This is a genomic window from Aeromonas sp. DSM 116730 (genome assembly GCF_046581335.1).
Lineage (GTDB): Bacteria > Pseudomonadota > Gammaproteobacteria > Enterobacterales > Aeromonadaceae > Aeromonas > Aeromonas rivipollensis.
The window spans coordinates 2208636-2227405 of the sequence record NZ_CP144265.1 but is presented as its reverse complement, the minus strand read 5'-3'; the positions used below and the strand labels follow the sequence as shown (position 1 = coordinate 2227405).

Sequence of the window (18770 nt, the reverse complement as noted above, 5' to 3'; positions counted from 1 at the left end):
CCTTAGAGAACCAGATGCTCGAACTTGACCCGCAACATCATGCCGGTCTGCAATTGAACCTGTACGTCATCCTTGGTCACTTCCTTGATGGTCGCAGGCAGGGGAGACTTGCCCAGCATGACGCGCACGCCTTGATCCACTTTCAGGGTGGCGGCATCCACCTTGACCAGGGGAGCATCGGCTACAGGCGCGGCCTTGGGGGCGGACTTGGGCTTGTCGGAGCGAGGAGCATCGGCCTTGCGCGGCGCGTTGCGGCGCGGCTGCTTGGGCTTGTCTTCCTTCTCCTTGGTGTTGGTGCGGCGGCTGGCAAAGACACGCTCTTTGCTCTCCTTGAGGGCCTGTTTGGCATGTTCGATGTGCTCTTCGGTCAGCAGCTCACCGGGGTTGCCATCCAGATCGACACGGGCCTGGCCAGCCTTGAGGCCATGCAGGTAACGCCAGCTGGAGGTGTATTGACGCAGAGCAGAGCGCAGCATGGTCTTGGAGACTCTCTCGTCATCAGCAAGACGCGCGGCCAGATCCTGGAAGATGCCAATCTTGAGTGGCTTGGCCTCTCCTTCAGCGATGAAGCAGGCCGGGAATTTCTCGACCAGGTAGGCAACGATCTCTTTACTGTTCTTCAGCTTTTCAGTGTTTTCCATGTATAACCTTGGCTTTCATATAGACGCACGGGCATGCCCGAACACAACAAAGGCCCTATTATAGAGAGCTTGGGACCTTTTGCGAACCATCTAGCAATGACTTAGAGCATGCTTTCCAAAATTTGCACCGTTTCTTCGAGGCCAATTCGGTCCTCCTGGTCGAAACGGTTAAAAATCGGACTATCCACGTCCAGCACCCCGATGATCTGACCACCGCGACGCAGCGGAATCACGATTTCAGAATTGCTGGCGCCGTCGCAGGCGATGTGACCCGTGAACTGATGTACGTCGTCCACCAGCTGGGTCTTGCCCTCGGCCACCGCAGTGCCGCAGACGCCGCGGCCCACCGGAATGCGCACGCAGGCCGGCTTGCCCTGGAAGGGGCCGAGCACCAGGGTCTCCCCTTGCAACAGATAAAAGCCGACCCAGTTGATGTCAGCCAGCTCCTGATTGAGCAGGGCAGACAGGTTCGCCAGGTTGGCAATCAGGTCGGGTTCACCCTCCAGCAGAGCCTGGGCCTGTTGGTTGAGGGTGCGATAAAATGCTTGTTTTTCAATCATGATTAAATGAACTTCACTCCTTGATAATGAATGCAAGGTACCGACCTGCCTGAAAAATTCAAATCAAATTTCACTTCTCCCCCCTCCTGGGCCGCAAACAGCAGCCCCCTGTCAGGGGGAAACCCCCAGCGCCAGTTGCTGGCGCTGGCCATTGCTCCACTCGATATTGAGCAGCCACTCCATGGCCTCAGTGGTGCAACTTCCCACCTGAGCGGCCCCCTGCCAGCCCCCGTCCTTCGCCTCGAGTTGCACCGGGATGACCCCCATGAACATGGTCTTGCCCTCCAGCCAGGCCTTGGTGGGGGTGATGGCAGGGGATCCCCCCTGAAGGCGCAACACAAAGTCATGTTCAGGGCGGATCGGCAAGCCCTCTATGCTAGCCGTCAGGGGCTTGTCACCGACCAGAAGGGAGCAACTGCTGTGGGACAGATCACAAATCTGATCATTTGTTCCCGTCGCCTCCCCCCTCTCCAGGCCCGAAAACCAGGTCCGATAGGCCATCAGGGAGAGCAAAATGGCCAGCACTATGGTCAAGTGCACGATTTTGCGTGAAGTGAGTCTCTCTTTCATGAAAAAACAGCCCTGTAAGGTACTTTAAAAATGCGATTTTCGTGATCTTGCGCAAGGTAAAAACTGGCGGGCACCAGACCCGCTGGAGCCAAATATATCACTGTTTGTACTGTTATTTTACCGGTCAGTTCAGTATCATTCTCAATGAATTTTCATTTAACCACCTTTTGCTTTTCCTTTTATTAACAGATGTTAACGAGAGGATTTTGCAAATCAGGGGTGAAAATGGCCCCGATTACCGGGCGAAAAACAAACAACAGCATCGGAAGCGGAATACAACGATGAGCCATACAACAAACCACCCTGAGTACAACTACACCGTTGTGCGCCAGTTCACCGTCATGACGATTGTCTGGGGAATTGTCGGTATGTCGGTTGGTGTACTGATCGCAGCCCAGTTAATCTGGCCTGCCCTCAACTTTGATACCCCCTGGCTGACCTACAGCCGCCTGCGTCCCCTGCACACCAATGCGGTCATCTTTGCATTTGGCTGCAGTGCGCTGATGGCCACCTCCTTCTACGTGGTACAACGTACCTGCCAGGTCAGGCTGTTTGGCGGCCCGCTCGCCGCCTTCGTGTTCTGGGGCTGGCAGGCGATCATACTCGCCGCCGCCATCACACTGCCGCTGGGATACACCACTTCCAAGGAGTATGCCGAGCTGGAGTGGCCCATTGACATCGCCATCGCCGTGGTCTGGGTGAGCTATGCCATCGTCTTCTTCGGCACCCTGGTCAAGCGCACCACCTCCCACATCTATGTGGCGAACTGGTTCTTCGGTGCCTTTATCATCACGGTGGCCGTGCTGCACATCGTCAACAACATGGAAGTGCCGCTCTCTGGCATGAAGTCCTACTCCATGTACTCAGGTGCCATGGATGCCATGGTGCAGTGGTGGTATGGCCACAACGCGGTCGGCTTCCTGCTCACCGCCGGCTTCCTGGGGATGATGTACTACTTCGTGCCCAAGCAGGCGGGTCGCCCGGTATACTCCTACCGCCTCTCCATAGTGCACTTCTGGGCGCTGATCTCCCTCTATATCTGGGCCGGTCCGCACCATCTGCACTACACCGCCCTGCCCGACTGGGCCCAGTCCCTTGGCATGGTGATGTCCCTCATCCTGTTCGTCCCCTCCTGGGGCGGCATGATCAACGGCATCATGACCCTGTCCGGTGCCTGGCACAAGCTGCGCTATGACCCCATACTGCGCTTCCTGATCGTGTCCCTGTCGTTCTACGGCATGTCCACTTTCGAAGGCCCCATGATGGCGATCAAGACGGTCAACGCCCTCTCCCACTACACCGACTGGACCATAGGTCACGTTCACTCCGGTGCCCTGGGCTGGGTTGCCATGGTCTCTATCGGCGCCGTATACCATCTGATCCCGAACCTGTTCGATCAGGGCCGCATGTACAGCATCCGCCTGATCAACGTTCACTTCTGGCTGGCGACCGTGGGCACTGTGCTCTACATCGTCTCCATGTGGATTTCCGGGGTGATGCAGGGTCTGATGTGGCGTGCGGTCAACGATGACGGCACCCTGACCTACAGCTTCGTGGAGGCGCTGCAAGCTTCCTATCCCTTCTACTTCGTGCGCTTCCTGGGTGGCTGCTTCTTCGTCACCGGCATGTTGCTGATGGCCTACAACGCCTATCGCACCGTCACTGCGCCCAAGGGTTCCCTGGAACCCGTCGCACAGCCAGCCTGATCTGAAGGGGTTTAAAGCATGAGCAACAACAACCGTCACGAAATTTTTGAAAAGAGCGTCCCCATGCTGGTGATAGGCATCATCTTTGCCATCAGCCTGGGGGGCCTGGTCGAGATCACGCCGCTGTTCTTCCAGAAGCAGACCAACGAGCCGGTGGAGGGCCTCAAGGCCTACACAGCCCTGCAGATGGAAGGACGCGACATCTACATCCGCGAGGGCTGCACCGTCTGCCACAGCCAGATGATCCGCCCGTTCCGCGCCGAGACCGAGCGCTATGGCCACTACTCGGTCGCCGGTGAGAGCGTGTGGGAGCACCCCTTCCTGTGGGGCTCCAAGCGTACTGGTCCGGATCTGGCCCGGGTCGGCGGCCGCTATTCCGATGATTGGCATCGCGCCCACCTCATCAACCCGCGCGACGTGGTGCCCGAGTCCAACATGCCCGCCTTCCCCTGGCTCGAGACCAACGTCCTGACCGGTGAGCTGACCGGCAAGAAACTGGCGCTGTTCCGGGATCACTTCGGGGTGCCCTATACCGACGCCGACATCGAAGGTGCGGCTGAGGCAGTCAAGGGCAAGACCGAGCTGGATGCCCTGGTGGCCTATCTGCAATCACTGGGTCATGCCCTGAAATAAGGAGTCGGGATATGGATTACGGCACATTTCGCGGCCTGTACACCCTGCTGCTGATGATCATCATGATCGGCATCATCGTCTGGGCATACAGCAAGCGCCGCAAGGCCTCCTTCGATGAGGCTGCCAACCTGGTTTTTGCCGATGACGAGCAACCCAGTGCTGATAACAAGAACGCAGGAGCGAAGCAATAATGAGCACTTTGTTTAGCATTTTTGTGACCGTCATAAGTCTGGGCACCATACTCGGCTGCTTCCTGCTGCTGATGTGGTGCATGAAGGACAAGATGGGGACCGAAGAGGGTAAGCCCATGGGGCACACCTTCGACGGCATAGAGGAGATCAACAACCCGCTGCCGAAGTGGTGGTCCTATATGTTCCTCTTCTTCATCGTCACCGGTCTCATCTACCTGCTCGCCTTCCCGGGTCTGGGCAACTGGAAGGGTCTGCTGGGCTGGCAGAGCTCCAACCAGGACGTTCGCTCCCTGGCAGAATCCAAGGCGGCGGCAGCCTCCGCCAAGGACGAAGGGCGCGCGGTGGAATACGATAGGGAACTGGCCAAGGCCGACGAGGTCTATGGCGCCAAGTTCCGCGAGCTGACCTACCAGGCCGACGGCAAGAGCTACAAGGAGATCACCGAGATCGCCAAGGACCCGGAAGCCCTGAAAGTGGGTCAGCGTCTGTTCCTGCAGAACTGCTCCCAGTGCCACGGCTCCGATGCCCGCGGTGGTCGCGGTTTCCCGAACCTGACCGACAGCGAGTGGCAATGGGGCGGAGAGCCTTCCCAGATCAAGACCACCATCATGGGCGGTCGCCAGGGTATCATGGCCGCCTGGGGCGAGATCCTGGGTCAGGACGGAGTCAAGGAAGTGGCCTCCTATGTGCTGAGCCTGTCCGGCCGCAAGGTCGACCTGGTTGAGGCCAAGAAGGGGGAAGCCCGTTTCGCCATGTGCGCCGCCTGTCACGGCCCGGATGCCAAGGGCGGCATCGCCTTCGGCGCGCCGGATCTCACCAACAACACCTGGTTGTATGGTGGCTCCCGTCAGGTGGTCGAGCAGACCATCACCCACGGTCGTCACGGCGTGATGCCGGCCTGGAAGGATATCCTGGGAGAAGACAAGGTCCACCTGCTGGCGTCCTATGTCTATAGTTTGTCCCACCAGGCGCAGTAAAATAAGCAGTAACATGTGATAAGCACGTGATTACGCAGCAAAAAGCCTCGACTCTTCGAGGCTTTTTGTTATCTTGTGTTGGCTAAAATCCCTCCATTTCGTTAACCATATGTTTCGGTAGCACCATGACTCAACCCTGGTATCGCCAATTCTGGCCCTGGTTCATCATCGCCCTCCCCTGCGCCGCCGTGATAGGCAGCATCGCCACCGCCATCATCGCCAGCCAGGATGGGGTCAACCTGGTGGCGGAAGACTATTACAAGCAAGGCAAGGAGATTAATCAGGATCTCAGCAAGTTCGATCGCGCCGAGGCCCTCGGCATCCGCGTAGAGCTCTCGGTCAGCGACAAGGAGCTGACCCTGAAGCCCCTGTCGGGGGAGATCCCCGCCGGTCAGGCGCTGCACCTCTCCCTGTTCCACCCGACCCTGGCGGGCCTGGACATCGATCATCTGCTCACTGCCGATGGCAAGGGGGTCTATCGCCTGATGCTGGACAAGCCCCTCACCGGCAAGTGGCACATCCGGGTCGATGCCTTCAACCACGAGTGGCGCCTGCAAGAGACGGCACAGCTGCCGACCAAGGCCCCGGTGGAACTCGATCCCAAGGGACGCTGAGCCCAGGATGAACGGCAGCGTTCATCCTGGCATCACGGCGTCCTCCCTTATCTCGCCCACGCGGGCAGCTTCCAAGAGGGATAATGACCATGACCGGCTGTTTTCACTGTGGTGAACCGGTTTCCACTGGCAGTGACTTTACCCTGGAGATCAAGGGGATAGCGCAACCCATGTGCTGCCCTGGTTGCCAGGCCGTGGCACAGACCATTCTCGAATGCGGCCTTGCCAGTTACTACGAGCACCGCACCGCACCCGGCATCAAGGGGGAGCTGGTACCCAGCGAGCTGGCCGCCCTCACCCACTACGATCTGGCCGAGGTGCAGCAGGAGTTCGTCACCGAGACGGGCACATTGCGGGAGATCCAGCTCAGTGTGGAGGGGTTGACCTGCGCCGCCTGCGCCTGGCTTATCGAGCGACACCTGATGGGGTTGCCGGGCCTGCACTATGTCAACGTCAACACCACCACCCACCGCGCCCGCATCAAGTGGGATCCGGACAGGCTCTCGTTAAGCGACATCCTCAAGGGATTCGCCAAGATAGGCTACCGCGCCTACCCCTTCCAGACCCACAGCCAGGAAGCCCTCTACGCCCGCGAGGTGCGCAGCTACATGTTTCGCATGGCGCTGGCCGGTCTCGGCTCCATGCAGGTGATGATGTGCGCCGTGGCGCTCTACATGGATCTCTTCATCAGCGTGGAAGAGGAGTTCATGATCTACTTCAAGTGGATAAGCCTGCTGCTCTCCACCCCCATCATGATCTACTCGGCCCAGCCGTTTTACGCAGGCGCCTGGCGCAGCCTGAGACAGGGTCACCTCTCCATGGATGTCTCTGTGTCGCTGGCCCTCATCGGCGCCTTCGTCGCCTCAATCTGGGCCACCGTCTTCAACACGGGTGAGGTCTATTACGACTCCATCACCATGTTCGTCTTCTTCCTGCTGCTGGGGCGCCTGCTCGAGCTGAGGGCCAGACGCAAGGCATCCGAGTCAAGCTCCAACCTGGCGCGCCTGGTGCCCATCATGGCCACCCGCATCGATGCAGATGGCGAGCACGAGGTGGCCGCCAAGACGCTGCGGGTGGGGGACAGGGTCCGGGTGCTGGCCGGCGCCACCCTGCCGGCAGACGGCATCATCACTTTGGGGCAGGCCAGTCTCAACGAAGCCATGCTGACCGGTGAGCAACTGCCCCTTCTCAAGCAGGCGGGGGATCCCGTCTTCGCCGGCACCATCAACACGGATGCGCCGCTGGAGATCCGGGTCAGCCACCCCATCGAAGAGTCGCGCCTCGCCCAGATCATGCGGCTGCAGGATCATGCGCTGGATGACAAACCCGCCATCGCCCAGCTGGCGGATGTGCTCTCCCGCCATTTCATCCTGGTACTGCTGCTTATCGCCGCCGGGGTCTGGACATTCTGGCACTTCCATGCGCCGGAGCGGGCCTTCTGGGTCACCCTGTCGGTGCTGGTGGCCACCTGCCCCTGCGCCCTGTCGCTGGCGACCCCGACTGCGCTCACCTCGGCCACCGCCCACCTGACCCGCAGCGGCATACTGCTGCGCCGCGGCCACGTGCTGGACGTGCTGACCCGGGCCAACCGCATAGTGATGGACAAGACAGGCACCCTGACCACGGGCAACATCAGCCTGGTGGGCGTCCAGCCCCTGGCGGAGCTTGGCGAAGACGAGTGCCTGGCAATCGCCCGCGCGCTGGAAGCCTACTCCGAACACCCCATTGCCCGCGCGTTTCGCAGCAAGGGGGCAGAGGATGCCGTGCTGCCGGCAGCCAGCGAGGTGACCCCCGTCATAGGCCACGGCATCCAGGGCAGGATCGCAGGCAAGCATTACCGCATCGGCAGCGCCCGCTGGCTAGCGCTGGCTGACGAGCAGGAGGCTACTCAGGGGCTGGCCATCTATCTGGCCGACGAGACAGGGCCGCTGGCCCGCTTCACCCTGGCGGATACATTGCGCCCGGATGCCGGTGCCCTGATCCAGGCCTTCAAGGCCGCCGGGCTGCAGACCACCATCCTCACCGGCGACAGCTCCCCTCAAGCCGACGCCGTGGCCCGTGAACTCGGGGTCGATGAGCTGGTGAAAGGGGTCACCCCCGATGGCAAGCTGGCCTACCTCAAGGCCCGGGAAGCGGCGGGAGACATCTGCATCATGGTGGGGGATGGCATCAACGACGCCCCCGTGCTGGCCGGTGCCCATGCCTCCTTCGCCATGGCGGGCGGCACGGATCTGGCGAAAAACAGCGCCGACGCCATTCTGCTGGCCGACGATCTCTCCCGCCTGCTGACTGCCCGCGCCCTGGCGCTGCGCACCCGCAGGATCATCCAGGAGAACTTCGCCTGGTCCATCGGCTACAACCTGCTGGTGCTGCCACTCGCGGCCAGCGGCTGGCTGCCCCCCTATCTGGCGGCGGCGGGCATGTCCCTGAGCTCCCTCATAGTCGTCACCAACTCCATGCGCCTCAATCGATGAGCAGGCTGGAAAATAAGCTGAAAATGTGGCCTGCCTTCGATGCAGGCCACATTTCTCGCTGATAGCGGCTGGCCCCCTGCCCGAACAGGGTTACCATAGGGGTCGATTGCCACGGATGAATGCAAGGTAGCCCCCATGAACATCATTTTTGTCCTGATCCCCATCGCCATCCTGTTCGTCATCATCGCGGGAGCCGTCTTCTTCTGGGCCATTCGCTCGGAGCAGTTCGAGGATCTCGACCGCCAGGGCTCCAACATACTGTTTGACGAGGAGCAACCCGCCACCAAGGGCAAGGATCAGCCGAGCGATGACAAGCAGTCTTGATCTGATGGGCGCCCTGCTGGTGGGACTTGCAGGCTCAGGCCACTGCATCGCCATGTGCGGTGGCGTCTCAGCCGCCCTCTCCATGGCCATCCCCGCCGGGAAGCAGCACTTCTGGGGGCGACTCGGCTACCTGCTCAACTACAACCTGGGGCGGATCCTGAGCTATGTGCTGGCTGGCGCCCTGGTGGGCGGATTGCTGGCCACCACCAGCGAGCTCGGGGCCGGCAAACACGCCATCGCCGGCTTGCGCCTCGTTGCGGCCCTGCTGATGATAGCGCTGGGCCTCTATCTCGCTGGCTGGTGGCAGGGGATACTGCTGCTGGAGCGGCTCGGCGCCAAGCTTTGGCCCTTCATCAAGCCGCTTGCCGGCAAGTTCATCCCCTTCACCTCGGCCTGGCAGGCGCTTCCCTTTGGCATGGTGTGGGGCTGGCTGCCCTGCGGTCTGGTCTACTCCATGCTGACCTGGAGCGCGGCGGCAGGCTCCGCCAGTGGCGGCGCGCTCATCATGCTGAGCTTTGGTCTGGGGACCCTGCCGACACTGTTCGCCCTGGGGGGGCTGGCAGACAGATTGCGCTACTGGTTGACCCTGCGCAGCCTGCGCCTCGGCGGTGCCCTGCTGCTCATTGCCTATGGGCTGCATACCCTCTGGATCGGGCTGGCATCCTTTTGAAACCCTATCCAAAACGGATGAGTTGGTGGTAAACTTGTTTGATATAAATCAATTATTCATATGAGCCTATGATCCCGGACAAGAAACCTGGCAGACGTATTCAGAGCGGTGGCTGTGCAATTCATTGCCAGGATTGCAGCATCAGTCAGCTCTGCATTCCCTTCACCCTGAACGACAGTGAGCTCGATCAGCTGGACAGCATCATCGAGCGCAAAAAGCCGATCCAGAAGGGTGAGGAATTGTTCAAGGCCGGCGATGAACTGAAATCGCTCTACGCCATCCGCTCCGGGACCATCAAGTCATACACCATCACAGAACAGGGTGACGAGCAGATCACCGCCTTCCACCTCGCGGGGGATCTGGTCGGTTTCGATGCCATCCACAAGCAGGCACACCCCTCCTTCGCCCAGGCGCTGGAAACCGCCATGGTGTGCGAGATCCCGTTCGATGTGCTCGACGATCTCTCCGGCAAGATGCCTAAGCTCCGCCAGCAGATCATGCGCCTGATGAGCAACGAGATCATGGGTGACCAGGAGATGATACTGCTGCTCTCCAAGAAGAATGCGGAAGAGCGCCTCGCCGCCTTCCTGCACAATCTCTCGGTACGCTTCTCCGAGCGCGGCTTCTCCGCCAAGGAGTTCCGTCTCTCCATGACCCGGGGTGACATAGGCAACTACCTCGGCCTCACCGTCGAGACCATCAGCCGTCTGCTCGGTCGTTTCCAGAAGTCCGGCCTCATCAGCGTCAAGGGCAAATACATTACAGTGCTGGATCACGTGGCCCTCGGCGTCATGGCCGGTGCCACTCGCCCTGCCTGCGGCTGATCACCCCCTTTCCCCTCTGTTGCCGGATCGGTTCACCCTGAAATTTGATCCGGCACACCTTCCCGTCTCCCCCCTTGGACTAAGCTGTAATGGCTAAAGAGTTGCCATCATTGGCGTTTTTGCCAAGGAGGAGAACATGGTCAAGTACCGAAACATTCTGGTGGTGATCAACCCGGAAGAGGAGCGCCAGATCGCGCTCGAACGCGCGGTCAAGGTCGCCGAGCTGGACGAGGGCGCCCAGCTGACCCTGCTCCTGACGATTTACGACTTCTCGTACGAGATGACCGCCATGCTGTCCGTGGATGAGCGGGAAGAGATGCGCCACGGCGTCATTGCCCAGCGCCGGGAGTGGCTGGACGAGATACTGCAACCCTATCGCGCCAGAGGGCTGGAGTGCGAGATCAAGGTGCTGTGGCACAACCGCCCCTTTGAGTGCGTCATCCAGGAAGTGCTGGAGCATCGCCACGATCTGGTGGTCAAGGCGACCCACAAGCACTCCTTCCTGCAAACCTTCATCTTCACCCCCACCGACTGGCACCTGCTGCGCAAATGCCCCTGCCCCGTCCTGCTGGTCAAGGAGGGTCATTGGCAGCGGGGCGGCAACATCATTGCCGCCATCAACTGCTCGAGCGACGATCTGGAGCAAAAAGTCCTCAATGAGCGCATCACTCGCGAGGGTGTCGCCATCGCCGATCTGCTCGGCTCCAACCTCTATCTGGTCAACACCTACCCCGGCACGCCGGTGAATGTGGCCATCGAGCTGCCCGAGTTCGACCCCAACGCCTACAACGACGCCATCCGCAAGCATCACGAAGATCTACTGCGAGAGCATGCCGATCAATTCGGCATCAATCACATGTGGACCAAGGTGGCGGAAGGGTTGCCGGAGGAAGTGTTGCCGGACATGGCGGACGAACTCAAGTCCACCCTGATGATCATGGGGTGCGTCGGTCGCACCGGCCTCTCCGCCGCCCTGCTCGGCAACACGGCTGAACATGTGGTGGACAGGCTCAACTGCGACATCCTGATCCTCAAACCCGATGATTACAGCTGCCCCGTGGATGACAGACGTCATCCTGCATAAGCGTTTCTTGCCCTCCCCCGGGACATGGCTATAATAAGCCGCTTATTTTTGTCCCGGGTTTGAGGCCATGCTAGAAGAGCTTAACGCCAAAGAGAAATACAGTTTCAACAAGCTGCAGAAACGCCTGCGGCGCAACGTGGGTCAGGCCATCGCCGACTTCAACATGATTGAAGAGGGTGACAAGATCATGGTGTGCCTGTCTGGCGGCAAAGACAGCTTCGCCATGCTCGACATCCTGATGAGCCTGAAGGCCAGCGCCCCCATCCATTTCGATCTCGTGGCCGTCAACCTGGATCAGAAGCAACCCGGCTTCCCCGAGCACGTGCTGCCGGAATACCTGGCAGCTCTCGGCGTCGACTTCAAGATAGTCGAGGAAGACACCTACTCCATCGTCAAGGACAAGGTACCGGAAGGCAAGACCACCTGCGCCCTCTGCTCCCGTCTGCGCCGCGGCATTCTCTACCGCACCGCCCAGGAGCTGGGCTGCACCAAGATTGCCCTCGGCCACCACAGGGATGACATCCTCGAGACCCTGTTCCTCAACATGTTCTACGGCGGCAAGCTCAAGTCCATGCCCCCCAAGCTGGTGAGCGACGATGGCAAGAACGTGGTGATCCGTCCCCTGGCCTACTGCAAGGAGAAGGATCTGGTGCGTTACGCCGAGGTCAAGGCCTTCCCCATCATCCCGTGCAACCTGTGCGGCTCGCAGGAGAACCTGCAGCGCAAGGCCATCAAGCAGATGATGCAGGACTGGGATCGCCGCTTCCCGGGCCGGATAGAGACCATGTTTACCGCCATTCAGGACGTGATCCCGAGCCACCTGCTGGATCACAAGCTGTTTGACTTCAAGAGCATCAACCGCGACTCCGGCATCATAGATGGCGGCGACAAGGCATTCGATCCCCCCGAGCTGCCGACCGCGCCCCTGCTCAACATCGATGAGATGGACGTGCTGGATGTGATAGAGGTGCGCTGAGCGCCCTGCCAGCCACCACGAAAAAGGAGCGCCATGCGCTCCTTTTCTTTATCTGTCTGGCAGCTGCTGTCTTCAGCCCTTGTGCAACCAGGGAGTCAGTCGCAGTATATCTCCCTCAAGCTGCAACTTGCCCGCCGCGAAGTCCGCGAGTTGCTCGTTGCGAAGCAGCAGCTGACCATCCTGCCAGGGGAGAGGCTGCTGACGGGCACCGTCGATGAGGTAGGCGGTGCCGCTCGGCTGCACCAGGGTCACCCGTACCCCCGCCATGTCCGGCAGGAAGTGCTTGCCGACCATGCCGGCCAGCTTGTCCAGCAACGACTGCATCTCCTGCTGGCGTGCCACCACCTCGCTCACCCTGAACGCCGGGCCATCCGACGCAGGGGGCGCATCGGCCATCACCTGCACCGACATGTCGCAGGCGGCGTGTGGTTCGGTCAGCTCCACCACCACGGTCGCCTTGTCGAGATTGAGATCGTCGTCATAGGGCAGGCGCAGCTCGCTGTCTATGGTCACCTCGGCGGCAACGTCCCTGTCCAGGGTCGAGACCCGGGCCGAGGCGAGCCCGCAGCGCTGGCCACTTTGCGGATCGGTCAGATAAAACCCCAGCCTGGCATCACCAAACTCACCCTTGGCAAAGGTCTTCATCTGGCTGTAGAAGGTGCTGTATTGCAGATCCAGCGAGGGCGCCGCCGCGCACAGCACCGGCACTATCAGCAGACTTGCCACCATGCCATGTCGAACCAGCTTCATATGCCATCCTTTTGCATCACGCGTTGAAATGATCGGGCCCTTGCCCGGTGGCGGCATTGTCCGCCACTTCGGTCACCTCCACGGCGACCCCGCACAGATCCCGATAGAGGATCCCCTTGAGATTGAAATAGAGGGGGGCCACCCAGATAAGGCCTATGCCCATGGGGATGATGGCCAGGAAAAACAGCGCCAGCATGACGCCATGCAGCAGCACTATGCTGGGCCAGCCGCGGGCGAACAACTTGAGGGAGACCAGGATGGCCTGGGCCGGCGACAGGCCGCGCTCCAGCACCAGGGGCACGGTGAACACCAGCCCCATGCCCACCAGGGCAGAAGGAATGAAGGCCAGCATCACCGGCAGGCCCAGCATTTCAAACAGGGGGCCGAACAGGCTGGTGATGAGGCTGCCGAGCAGGCTCAGGGAACCCAGACGCAGGAAGTGACGGAAGAAGTCGAACACCTGGTTCGGGCGGGCCCGCACCCCCACCGACTGCTGCAACCCCAACATGTCGAGGGAAGAGGTCATGGGGGACATGATGACGGTGATAAGCAGGCTCAATATCAGGGCCATGTCCATGTCACCCCCTTCCTGGCTGACATAGGGGGCCAGCAGGGTGTTGCTCAGCAGGATCCAGATTGCCATGACCCCGGCGATGGCCAGCGTCAGACCGAAACCGGTGCGGCGGGTCTGTTGCCAGGCCTCTTTCAACACCCCTTGCAGGTCCAGACGATATCCCTGGCTGAGGGACTGTTCGAGGGTTCCACCGATCCGCATTCTATTACTCAATTGACTATCCAACATTCAAAGGCGACTGTTCCAAGGTGGCACATTATAGCGGTTTGACCGGGCATGCGTAGTCGTTTTTCCTGTTATCTTCCGTTCAGAAAGCCATTGATTTCACTGACAAGCGCGCTGTTACCCTGCCCTCTGTTTGTGCCCCGGTCGCCTGGCTTGGCCCTGGCCCGCCATGGGCGTAGGATGGATGGCCAAGACTCGACTGTCTCGCGCACTTCATCCCGGATCACCCACACAAGGAAAGCTGCAATGTCCGAACTGACGCTCTATCTCGCCCCAGGTACCTGTGCCATGGCGGTGCGCATCGCCCTGGTGGAAGCCGGTGCCCCGCACCAGATCAAGCGCCTCGATCTCGCCGCCGGGGAGCAACGCACCCCCGCCTACCTTGCCATCAACCCCAAGGGGCGGGTGCCGGCCCTGGTGACGGAGCGCGGCGTGCTGACCGAAACCCCGGCCCTGCTGCTCTACGTGGCCCAGCGTTTCCCCGATGCCGGGCTCGCCCCCCTGGACGATCCCTTCCTGCTGGCCAGGATGCAGGAGGTGCACAGCTTCCTCGCCTCGACGGTGCACGTCTCCCATGCCCATGGCCGCCGCGGCAGCCGCTGGGCCGATGACGAGCACGCCATCGCCGCCATGAAGGCCAGGATGCCCCAGAACATGCGCGAAGGGTTTGCCGAGATAGAACACCACTATCTGGCCGGTCCCTGGGTGCTGGGGGAACGTTTCAGCCTGGCCGACATCTACCTGTTCGTGGTGGCCAGCTGGCTTGCGAGCGACGGGGTCGCCATCGACGAGTTCCCCAAGGTGGCGTCCCATACCAGGCGCATGCTGGCGCGCCCCGCGGTGCAGCAGGCCCTCCTCCTCTGACCCTTTCTTTCCGTGGTACGGGTGCTCTTCTGGCACCCGTTTTTCCCTCCGACGGCCTGATCACTGAGATCGTTTTCACATTTTCGTCATCTGTTCCTAGACCCGTTAACGGTTAGCGCCTATCTTTCGCCTCAACGACGCAACCGGTTGCGTAACCGGTTGCCCAGATAAATATCGACATGCGGCCCCCATGCCGCCGAGGTGTTGTATGAAACGAGGCAAGCTGCTCAATGCTCCCCTGAGTGCCCTGGTGGCACAGATGGGCCACACCGACGAGATCACCGTCTGCGATGCGGGCCTGCCCATTGCGGCAGGGCCTGAGCGCATCGATCTCGCCCTGATGGCGGGCACTCCCAGCCTGGAAACCGTGCTGACCGCCCTGCTCACCGATCTGGTGGTGGAGAAGGTGATCATGGCAAGCGAAATAAAATTGATCAGCCCGGATGCCCATCAGGCACTGGTTGCGCAGCTAGAGGCGCACGCCTTGGCCCAGGGCAAGCCCATCACCATCGAATACTGCCTGCACGAGGCGTTCAAGACCCGCTCCCGCCAGAGCAAGGCTGTGGTACGCAGCGGCGAGGTGACTCCCTACGCCAACATTATTCTCTGCGCCGGTGTGGCGTTTTAAGCCTCTTCAAGGAAGCTGCAAATGAGCACAACCTCCTCCCCCTCACCCATTCTCGAGCTCACCGGGATCGTCAAGACTTTCCCCGGTGTGCGCGCCCTCGACGAAGCGGGCCTGCGAGTCTATCCGGGCCAGGTGATGGCCCTGCTCGGTGAAAATGGCGCCGGCAAATCCACCCTGATGAAGGTGCTGACCGGCATCTATCAGGCCGATGCGGGCACTATCAGCTATCGCGGCCAGCCGGTGCACTTCAAGGGCCCGCGCGACTCCCAGGATCAGGGGATCAGCATCATCCACCAGGAGCTGAACCTGCTGCCGGAGTTGTCGATTGCCGCCAACATCTTCCTCGGCCGCGAGCCGCGCACCCGCTTTGGCAACATAGATCACAAACAGTTGCGTGAGCGGGCAAGCACCCTGCTGGCCCGTCTCGGCGTCAAGCACGGAGCGGACACCCGGCTCGGGGATCTGTCGATTGGCGAGCAGCAGATGGTGGAGATCGCCAAGGCGCTGTCGTTCGATGCCAGCGTCATCATCATGGACGAGCCCACAGATGCCCTGACCGACACCGAGACGGAGCAGCTGTTCGTGGTCATCCGCGAGCTGCGCCAGCAGGGCTGCGGCATCGTCTACATCTCCCACCGCCTCAAGGAGATCTTCCAGATCTGCGACAGCGTCACCGTGCTGCGGGACGGCAAGTGGATCGGCGAGCAGGCGGTGAGCGATCTCGACGAAGACAGGATCATCGAGATGATGGTGGGCCGCCGGCTGGAGGAGCAGTACCCGCGCCTCGTGCGCGAGCTCGGCCCCGTCAGCCTGCAAGTCAAAGATCTGGCCGGTCCCGGCGTGCGCGGGGTGAGCTTCTCCCTGCGTCAGGGGGAGATCCTCGGCTTCAGCGGCCTCATGGGCTCTGGCCGTACCGAGCTGATGAAGCTCATCTACGGCGCCAGCCCCATCAGCAGTGGCGCTGTCGAAGTCGATGGCAAGGTGCTGGTACCGCGCACCCCGGCCGACGGTCTGGCCGCCGGCATCGCCTATATCTCCGAGGATCGCAAGGGGGATGGCCTGGTGCTGGAGCTCTCGGTGCGTGAAAACATGAGCCTCTGCGCCCTCGGCGAGTTCATCAGTCACGGCAAGATAGATGGCAAGGCCGAGCGCCAGGCGGTGAGCGACTATGTGCGCCTGTTCAACATCAAGACCCCGAGTCAGGATCAGCTGATAAAGCTGCTCTCAGGCGGCAACCAGCAGAAGGTGGCCATCGCCAAGGGGCTGCTGACAAGGCCCAAGGTGTTGATCCTCGACGAACCTACCAGGGGCGTCGACGTGGGGGCCAAGAAGGAGATCTACCAGCTCATCAACCAGTTCAAGAAGGAGGGGATGAGCATCATCCTGGTCTCCTCCGAGATGCCGGAAGTGCTCGGCATGAGTGATCGCATCCTGGTGATGCACGAAGGGCGCATCAGCGCAGAGTTCAACACCCGCGAGGCCAATCAGGAAAAACTGATGGCGGCGGCAGTCGGCAAACAGTGGCAAGCAGAGCAAGAGGCAGCACAATGACAACCCAAACCCTTCCCCGCCGTGGCGTCATGAGCAAGGCCTGGTGGATCGAGAACAAATCCCTGGTGGCGCTGCTGGTGCTGATCGGCGTGGTCTCCTTCCTGAGCCCCAACTTCTTCACCGCCGACAACCTGCTCAACATACTGCGCCAGACTTCGGTCAACGCCATCATGGCGGTCGGCATGACGCTGGTCATCCTCACCGCCGGTATCGATCTGTCGGTCGGCTCCGTGCTGGCCCTGTGCGGCGCCCTGGCGGCGACCATGGTGGCCATGGAGCTGCCGATCTGGCTGGTGGTGCCCCTCACCCTGGGTGCCGGCGCCCTGCTTGGCAGCGTCAGCGGCCTCATCATCGCCAAGGGCAAGGTGCAGGCCTTCATCGCCACCCTGGTGACCATGACGGCCCTGCGCGGCGTGACTATGGTCTACACCGAGGGACGTCCCATCTCCACCGGCTTCAGCGACGGCGCCGATCACTTCGCCTGGCTGGGGACCGGCTATCTGTTCGGCCTGCCGGTGCCCATCTGGCTGATGGCCATCGTCTTCCTGCTGGCCTGGTACCTGCTCAACCACACCCGCCTCGGCCGTTATATCTATGCCCTGGGCGGCAACGAGTCAGCCACCCGCCTCTCCGGCATCAACGTGGCCAGGGTCAAGCTCGCAGTCTACGGCCTGTGCGGCATGCTGTCGGCCCTGGCCGGCCTCATCGTCACCTCCCGCCTCTCTTCGGCCCAGCCGACTGCGGGCATGGGTTACGAGCTGGATGCCATCGCCGCCGTTGTGCTGGGTGGCACCAGCCTGATGGGGGGCAAGGGCCGCATCATGGGGACCCTGATCGGGGCCCTCATCATCGGCTTCCTCAACAACGCCCTCAACCTGCTCGACGTCTCGTCCTATTACCAGATGATCGCCAAGGCCAGCGTCATTTTGCTCGCCGTGATGATCGATAACAAAAGCAATCGTTAATAACGTAAGCCATGCACACACAAGGAATGAAATGATGAAAAAGCTCAATACCCTGCTCGCTGCCGCCATCATGTCCGTGCTGGGTACCGCCCAGGCCGCCGATCAGACACTGGCCATGGTGGTCTCCACCCTCAACAACCCCTTCTTCGTCACCATGAAGGAGGGGGCCGAAGCCAAGGCCAAGGAGCTTGGTTACGAGTTGGTGGTGCTGGACTCCCAGAATGACCCGGCCAAGGAGCTCTCCAACGTGGAAGATCTCACCGTGCGCAAGGTCAATGCCATCCTGATCAACCCCACCGACTCCGAAGCCGTGGGCAACGCCATCCGCCTGGCCAACAAGGCCAACATCCCTGTGCTGACCCTGGACCGCGGCGCGGCCCAGGGTGAGGTCAAGGCCCATATCGCCTCCGACAACGTGGCCGGTGGCAAGCTGGCTGGTGACTTCATCACCGAGAAGCTGGGGGCCGGCACCAAGGTGATCCAGCTCGAAGGGATAGCCGGTACCTCCGCCGCCCGTGACCGTGGCGAAGGGTTTGCTCTGGCCGTTGCCGCCAACAAGCTGCAGGTGCTGGCTTCCCAGCCCGCCGACTTTGACCGCACCAAGGGTCTGAACGTCATGGAGAACCTGCTGGCGGCCCACCCGACCGTGCAGGCGGTGTTCGCCCAGAACGACGAGATGGCGCTGGGTGCCATCCGCGCCGTGCAGGCGGCCGGCAAAGAGGTGATGATAGTCGGCTTCGACGGCACCGACGATGGCAAGGCGGCGGTAGCCAAGGGTAAACTGGCCGCCACAGTAGCCCAGCAGCCGGCGCTGATCGGTGCCATCGGCGTGGAAACCGCCGACAAGGTGCTCAAGGGCCAGCCGGTGGAGAAATCCATCCCGGTACCGCTGCAAATCGTCAGCAAGTAAGCATGACGGGGGAGGTTCGCCTCCCCCTTTGTCTCCTGTGCGCAGGCAGAGCCTCCCGG

21 protein-coding genes are annotated in these 18770 nt (G+C 61.2%); 16 read left to right on the top strand and 5 right to left on the bottom strand.

Features of this window, described 5'->3' with window-relative positions; all coding sequences use genetic code 11:
- Positions 1-2 precede the first annotated feature (2 nt).
- The 3 genes from proQ to Aeroheme_RS10140 all read right to left on the bottom strand — a co-directional run bounded on the left by proQ (position 3) and on the right by Aeroheme_RS10140 (position 1771).
- The gene (gene proQ / locus Aeroheme_RS10150; protein ID WP_106886753.1) at positions 3-641 is read right to left on the bottom strand and encodes an RNA chaperone ProQ; all 639 of its coding nucleotides are present in this window, start codon (positions 639-641) and stop codon (positions 3-5) included.
- Between the two features lie 101 nt (positions 642-742).
- Positions 743-1201 (bottom strand): GAF domain-containing protein, encoded by a 459-nt coding sequence (locus Aeroheme_RS10145; protein ID WP_303804300.1) that lies wholly within the window; start codon positions 1199-1201, stop codon positions 743-745.
- Positions 1202-1312: 111 nt separating this feature from the next.
- Positions 1313-1771 carry a hypothetical protein gene (locus Aeroheme_RS10140; RefSeq protein WP_411167199.1) on the bottom strand — a complete coding sequence of 153 codons (459 nt, stop codon included), beginning with the start codon at positions 1769-1771 and terminating at the stop codon, positions 1313-1315.
- Between the two features lie 281 nt (positions 1772-2052).
- On the opposite strand from Aeroheme_RS10140, the gene ccoN reads away from it, so the two are divergent.
- The 11 genes from ccoN to ttcA all read left to right on the top strand — a co-directional run bounded on the left by ccoN (position 2053) and on the right by ttcA (position 12244).
- On the top strand, positions 2053-3477 hold the full coding sequence (gene ccoN, locus Aeroheme_RS10135) for a cytochrome-c oxidase, cbb3-type subunit I (protein WP_111910628.1): 1425 nt from the start codon (positions 2053-2055) through the stop codon (positions 3475-3477).
- Between the two features lie 18 nt (positions 3478-3495).
- The gene (gene ccoO, locus Aeroheme_RS10130) at positions 3496-4110 is read left to right on the top strand and encodes a cytochrome-c oxidase, cbb3-type subunit II (protein ID WP_106886750.1); all 615 of its coding nucleotides are present in this window, start codon (positions 3496-3498) and stop codon (positions 4108-4110) included.
- A gap of 11 nt (positions 4111-4121) precedes the next feature.
- Positions 4122-4301 carry a cbb3-type cytochrome oxidase subunit 3 gene (locus Aeroheme_RS10125; RefSeq protein WP_005329633.1) on the top strand — a complete coding sequence of 60 codons (180 nt, stop codon included), beginning with the start codon at positions 4122-4124 and terminating at the stop codon, positions 4299-4301.
- On the top strand, positions 4301-5278 hold the full coding sequence (gene ccoP, locus Aeroheme_RS10120) for a cytochrome-c oxidase, cbb3-type subunit III (protein ID WP_106886749.1): 978 nt from the start codon (positions 4301-4303) through the stop codon (positions 5276-5278). The genes Aeroheme_RS10125 and ccoP overlap by 1 nt, the downstream gene beginning before the upstream one ends.
- 125 nt (positions 5279-5403) lie before the next feature.
- Positions 5404-5892, top strand: coding sequence for a FixH family protein (locus Aeroheme_RS10115; protein ID WP_411167198.1), 489 nt, complete (start codon positions 5404-5406; stop codon positions 5890-5892).
- Between the two features lie 89 nt (positions 5893-5981).
- A complete protein-coding gene (locus tag Aeroheme_RS10110) occupies positions 5982-8366 on the top strand; it encodes a heavy metal translocating P-type ATPase (protein ID WP_411167197.1) in 2385 nt (794 codons plus the stop codon).
- Between the two features lie 135 nt (positions 8367-8501).
- Entirely contained in the window at positions 8502-8690 is a 189-nt protein-coding gene (gene ccoS, locus Aeroheme_RS10105; protein ID WP_139743874.1) for a cbb3-type cytochrome oxidase assembly protein CcoS, read from the top strand.
- Positions 8674-9360 carry a sulfite exporter TauE/SafE family protein gene (locus Aeroheme_RS10100; RefSeq protein ID WP_111910630.1) on the top strand — a complete coding sequence of 229 codons (687 nt, stop codon included), beginning with the start codon at positions 8674-8676 and terminating at the stop codon, positions 9358-9360. The genes ccoS and Aeroheme_RS10100 overlap by 17 nt, the downstream gene beginning before the upstream one ends.
- 68 nt (positions 9361-9428) lie before the next feature.
- Positions 9429-10184 carry an FNR family transcription factor gene (locus Aeroheme_RS10095; protein ID WP_025327016.1) on the top strand — a complete coding sequence of 252 codons (756 nt, stop codon included), beginning with the start codon at positions 9429-9431 and terminating at the stop codon, positions 10182-10184.
- 136 nt (positions 10185-10320) lie between these two features.
- Complete coding sequence (uspE, locus tag Aeroheme_RS10090; RefSeq protein WP_025327017.1) at positions 10321-11268, top strand: universal stress protein UspE; 948 nt, start codon at positions 10321-10323, stop codon at positions 11266-11268.
- Positions 11269-11335: 67 nt separating this feature from the next.
- Positions 11336-12244 (top strand): tRNA 2-thiocytidine(32) synthetase TtcA, encoded by a 909-nt coding sequence (gene ttcA, locus Aeroheme_RS10085; protein WP_025327018.1) that lies wholly within the window; start codon positions 11336-11338, stop codon positions 12242-12244.
- 72 nt (positions 12245-12316) lie between these two features.
- Here the strand turns inward: ttcA and Aeroheme_RS10080 are convergent, their stop codons facing one another.
- Both Aeroheme_RS10080 and Aeroheme_RS10075 read right to left on the bottom strand, forming a co-directional pair.
- Positions 12317-12994: a DUF2987 domain-containing protein gene (locus tag Aeroheme_RS10080; RefSeq protein ID WP_234676799.1), complete on the bottom strand. Its 678-nt coding sequence runs from the start codon at positions 12992-12994 to the stop codon at positions 12317-12319.
- Positions 12995-13010: 16 nt separating this feature from the next.
- Positions 13011-13769 (bottom strand): hypothetical protein, encoded by a 759-nt coding sequence (locus Aeroheme_RS10075; RefSeq protein WP_163138052.1) that lies wholly within the window; start codon positions 13767-13769, stop codon positions 13011-13013.
- 270 nt (positions 13770-14039) lie between these two features.
- Here Aeroheme_RS10075 and Aeroheme_RS10070 point away from each other — a divergent pair, with 270 nt between their 5' ends.
- The 5 genes from Aeroheme_RS10070 (at position 14040) to rbsB (ending at position 18711) form a co-directional block, all read left to right on the top strand.
- Positions 14040-14657, top strand: coding sequence for a glutathione S-transferase family protein (locus Aeroheme_RS10070; protein WP_408794879.1), 618 nt, complete (start codon positions 14040-14042; stop codon positions 14655-14657).
- A gap of 208 nt (positions 14658-14865) precedes the next feature.
- Positions 14866-15285 carry a D-ribose pyranase gene (gene rbsD / locus Aeroheme_RS10065; RefSeq protein WP_111910634.1) on the top strand — a complete coding sequence of 140 codons (420 nt, stop codon included), beginning with the start codon at positions 14866-14868 and terminating at the stop codon, positions 15283-15285.
- Positions 15286-15306: 21 nt separating this feature from the next.
- A complete protein-coding gene (gene rbsA, locus Aeroheme_RS10060) occupies positions 15307-16836 on the top strand; it encodes a ribose ABC transporter ATP-binding protein RbsA (protein ID WP_411167196.1) in 1530 nt (509 codons plus the stop codon).
- A complete protein-coding gene (gene rbsC, locus Aeroheme_RS10055) occupies positions 16833-17801 on the top strand; it encodes a ribose ABC transporter permease (RefSeq protein WP_411167195.1) in 969 nt (322 codons plus the stop codon). The genes rbsA and rbsC overlap by 4 nt, the downstream gene beginning before the upstream one ends.
- Positions 17802-17835: 34 nt before the next feature.
- A complete protein-coding gene (gene rbsB, locus Aeroheme_RS10050; protein WP_106886740.1) occupies positions 17836-18711 on the top strand; it encodes a ribose ABC transporter substrate-binding protein RbsB in 876 nt (291 codons plus the stop codon).
- Positions 18712-18770: the final 59 nt, after the last annotated feature.

Coding starts and splice junctions, on each gene's coding strand:
- uspE (WP_025327017.1), top strand. CDS start 10,321: ATGGTCAAGTACCGAAACATTCTGGTGGTGATCAACCCGGAAGAGGAG.
- Aeroheme_RS10115 (WP_411167198.1), top strand. CDS start 5,404: ATGACTCAACCCTGGTATCGCCAATTCTGGCCCTGGTTCATCATCGCC.
- ccoO (WP_106886750.1), top strand. CDS start 3,496: ATGAGCAACAACAACCGTCACGAAATTTTTGAAAAGAGCGTCCCCATG.
- ccoS (WP_139743874.1), top strand. CDS start 8,502: ATGAACATCATTTTTGTCCTGATCCCCATCGCCATCCTGTTCGTCATC.
- ccoN (WP_111910628.1), top strand. CDS start 2,053: ATGAGCCATACAACAAACCACCCTGAGTACAACTACACCGTTGTGCGC.
- Aeroheme_RS10075 (WP_163138052.1), bottom strand. CDS start 13,769: ATGCGGATCGGTGGAACCCTCGAACAGTCCCTCAGCCAGGGATATCGT.
- ttcA (WP_025327018.1), top strand. CDS start 11,336: ATGCTAGAAGAGCTTAACGCCAAAGAGAAATACAGTTTCAACAAGCTG.
- ccoP (WP_106886749.1), top strand. CDS start 4,301: ATGAGCACTTTGTTTAGCATTTTTGTGACCGTCATAAGTCTGGGCACC.
- Aeroheme_RS10100 (WP_111910630.1), top strand. CDS start 8,674: ATGACAAGCAGTCTTGATCTGATGGGCGCCCTGCTGGTGGGACTTGCA.
- Aeroheme_RS10110 (WP_411167197.1), top strand. CDS start 5,982: ATGACCGGCTGTTTTCACTGTGGTGAACCGGTTTCCACTGGCAGTGAC.
- rbsB (WP_106886740.1), top strand. CDS start 17,836: ATGAAAAAGCTCAATACCCTGCTCGCTGCCGCCATCATGTCCGTGCTG.
- Aeroheme_RS10125 (WP_005329633.1), top strand. CDS start 4,122: ATGGATTACGGCACATTTCGCGGCCTGTACACCCTGCTGCTGATGATC.
- Aeroheme_RS10095 (WP_025327016.1), top strand. CDS start 9,429: ATGATCCCGGACAAGAAACCTGGCAGACGTATTCAGAGCGGTGGCTGT.
- Aeroheme_RS10145 (WP_303804300.1), bottom strand. CDS start 1,201: ATGATTGAAAAACAAGCATTTTATCGCACCCTCAACCAACAGGCCCAG.
- rbsA (WP_411167196.1), top strand. CDS start 15,307: ATGAGCACAACCTCCTCCCCCTCACCCATTCTCGAGCTCACCGGGATC.
- Aeroheme_RS10080 (WP_234676799.1), bottom strand. CDS start 12,994: ATGAAGCTGGTTCGACATGGCATGGTGGCAAGTCTGCTGATAGTGCCG.
- proQ (WP_106886753.1), bottom strand. CDS start 641: ATGGAAAACACTGAAAAGCTGAAGAACAGTAAAGAGATCGTTGCCTAC.
- Aeroheme_RS10070 (WP_408794879.1), top strand. CDS start 14,040: ATGTCCGAACTGACGCTCTATCTCGCCCCAGGTACCTGTGCCATGGCG.
- rbsC (WP_411167195.1), top strand. CDS start 16,833: ATGACAACCCAAACCCTTCCCCGCCGTGGCGTCATGAGCAAGGCCTGG.
- Aeroheme_RS10140 (WP_411167199.1), bottom strand. CDS start 1,771: ATGAAAGAGAGACTCACTTCACGCAAAATCGTGCACTTGACCATAGTG.
- rbsD (WP_111910634.1), top strand. CDS start 14,866: ATGAAACGAGGCAAGCTGCTCAATGCTCCCCTGAGTGCCCTGGTGGCA.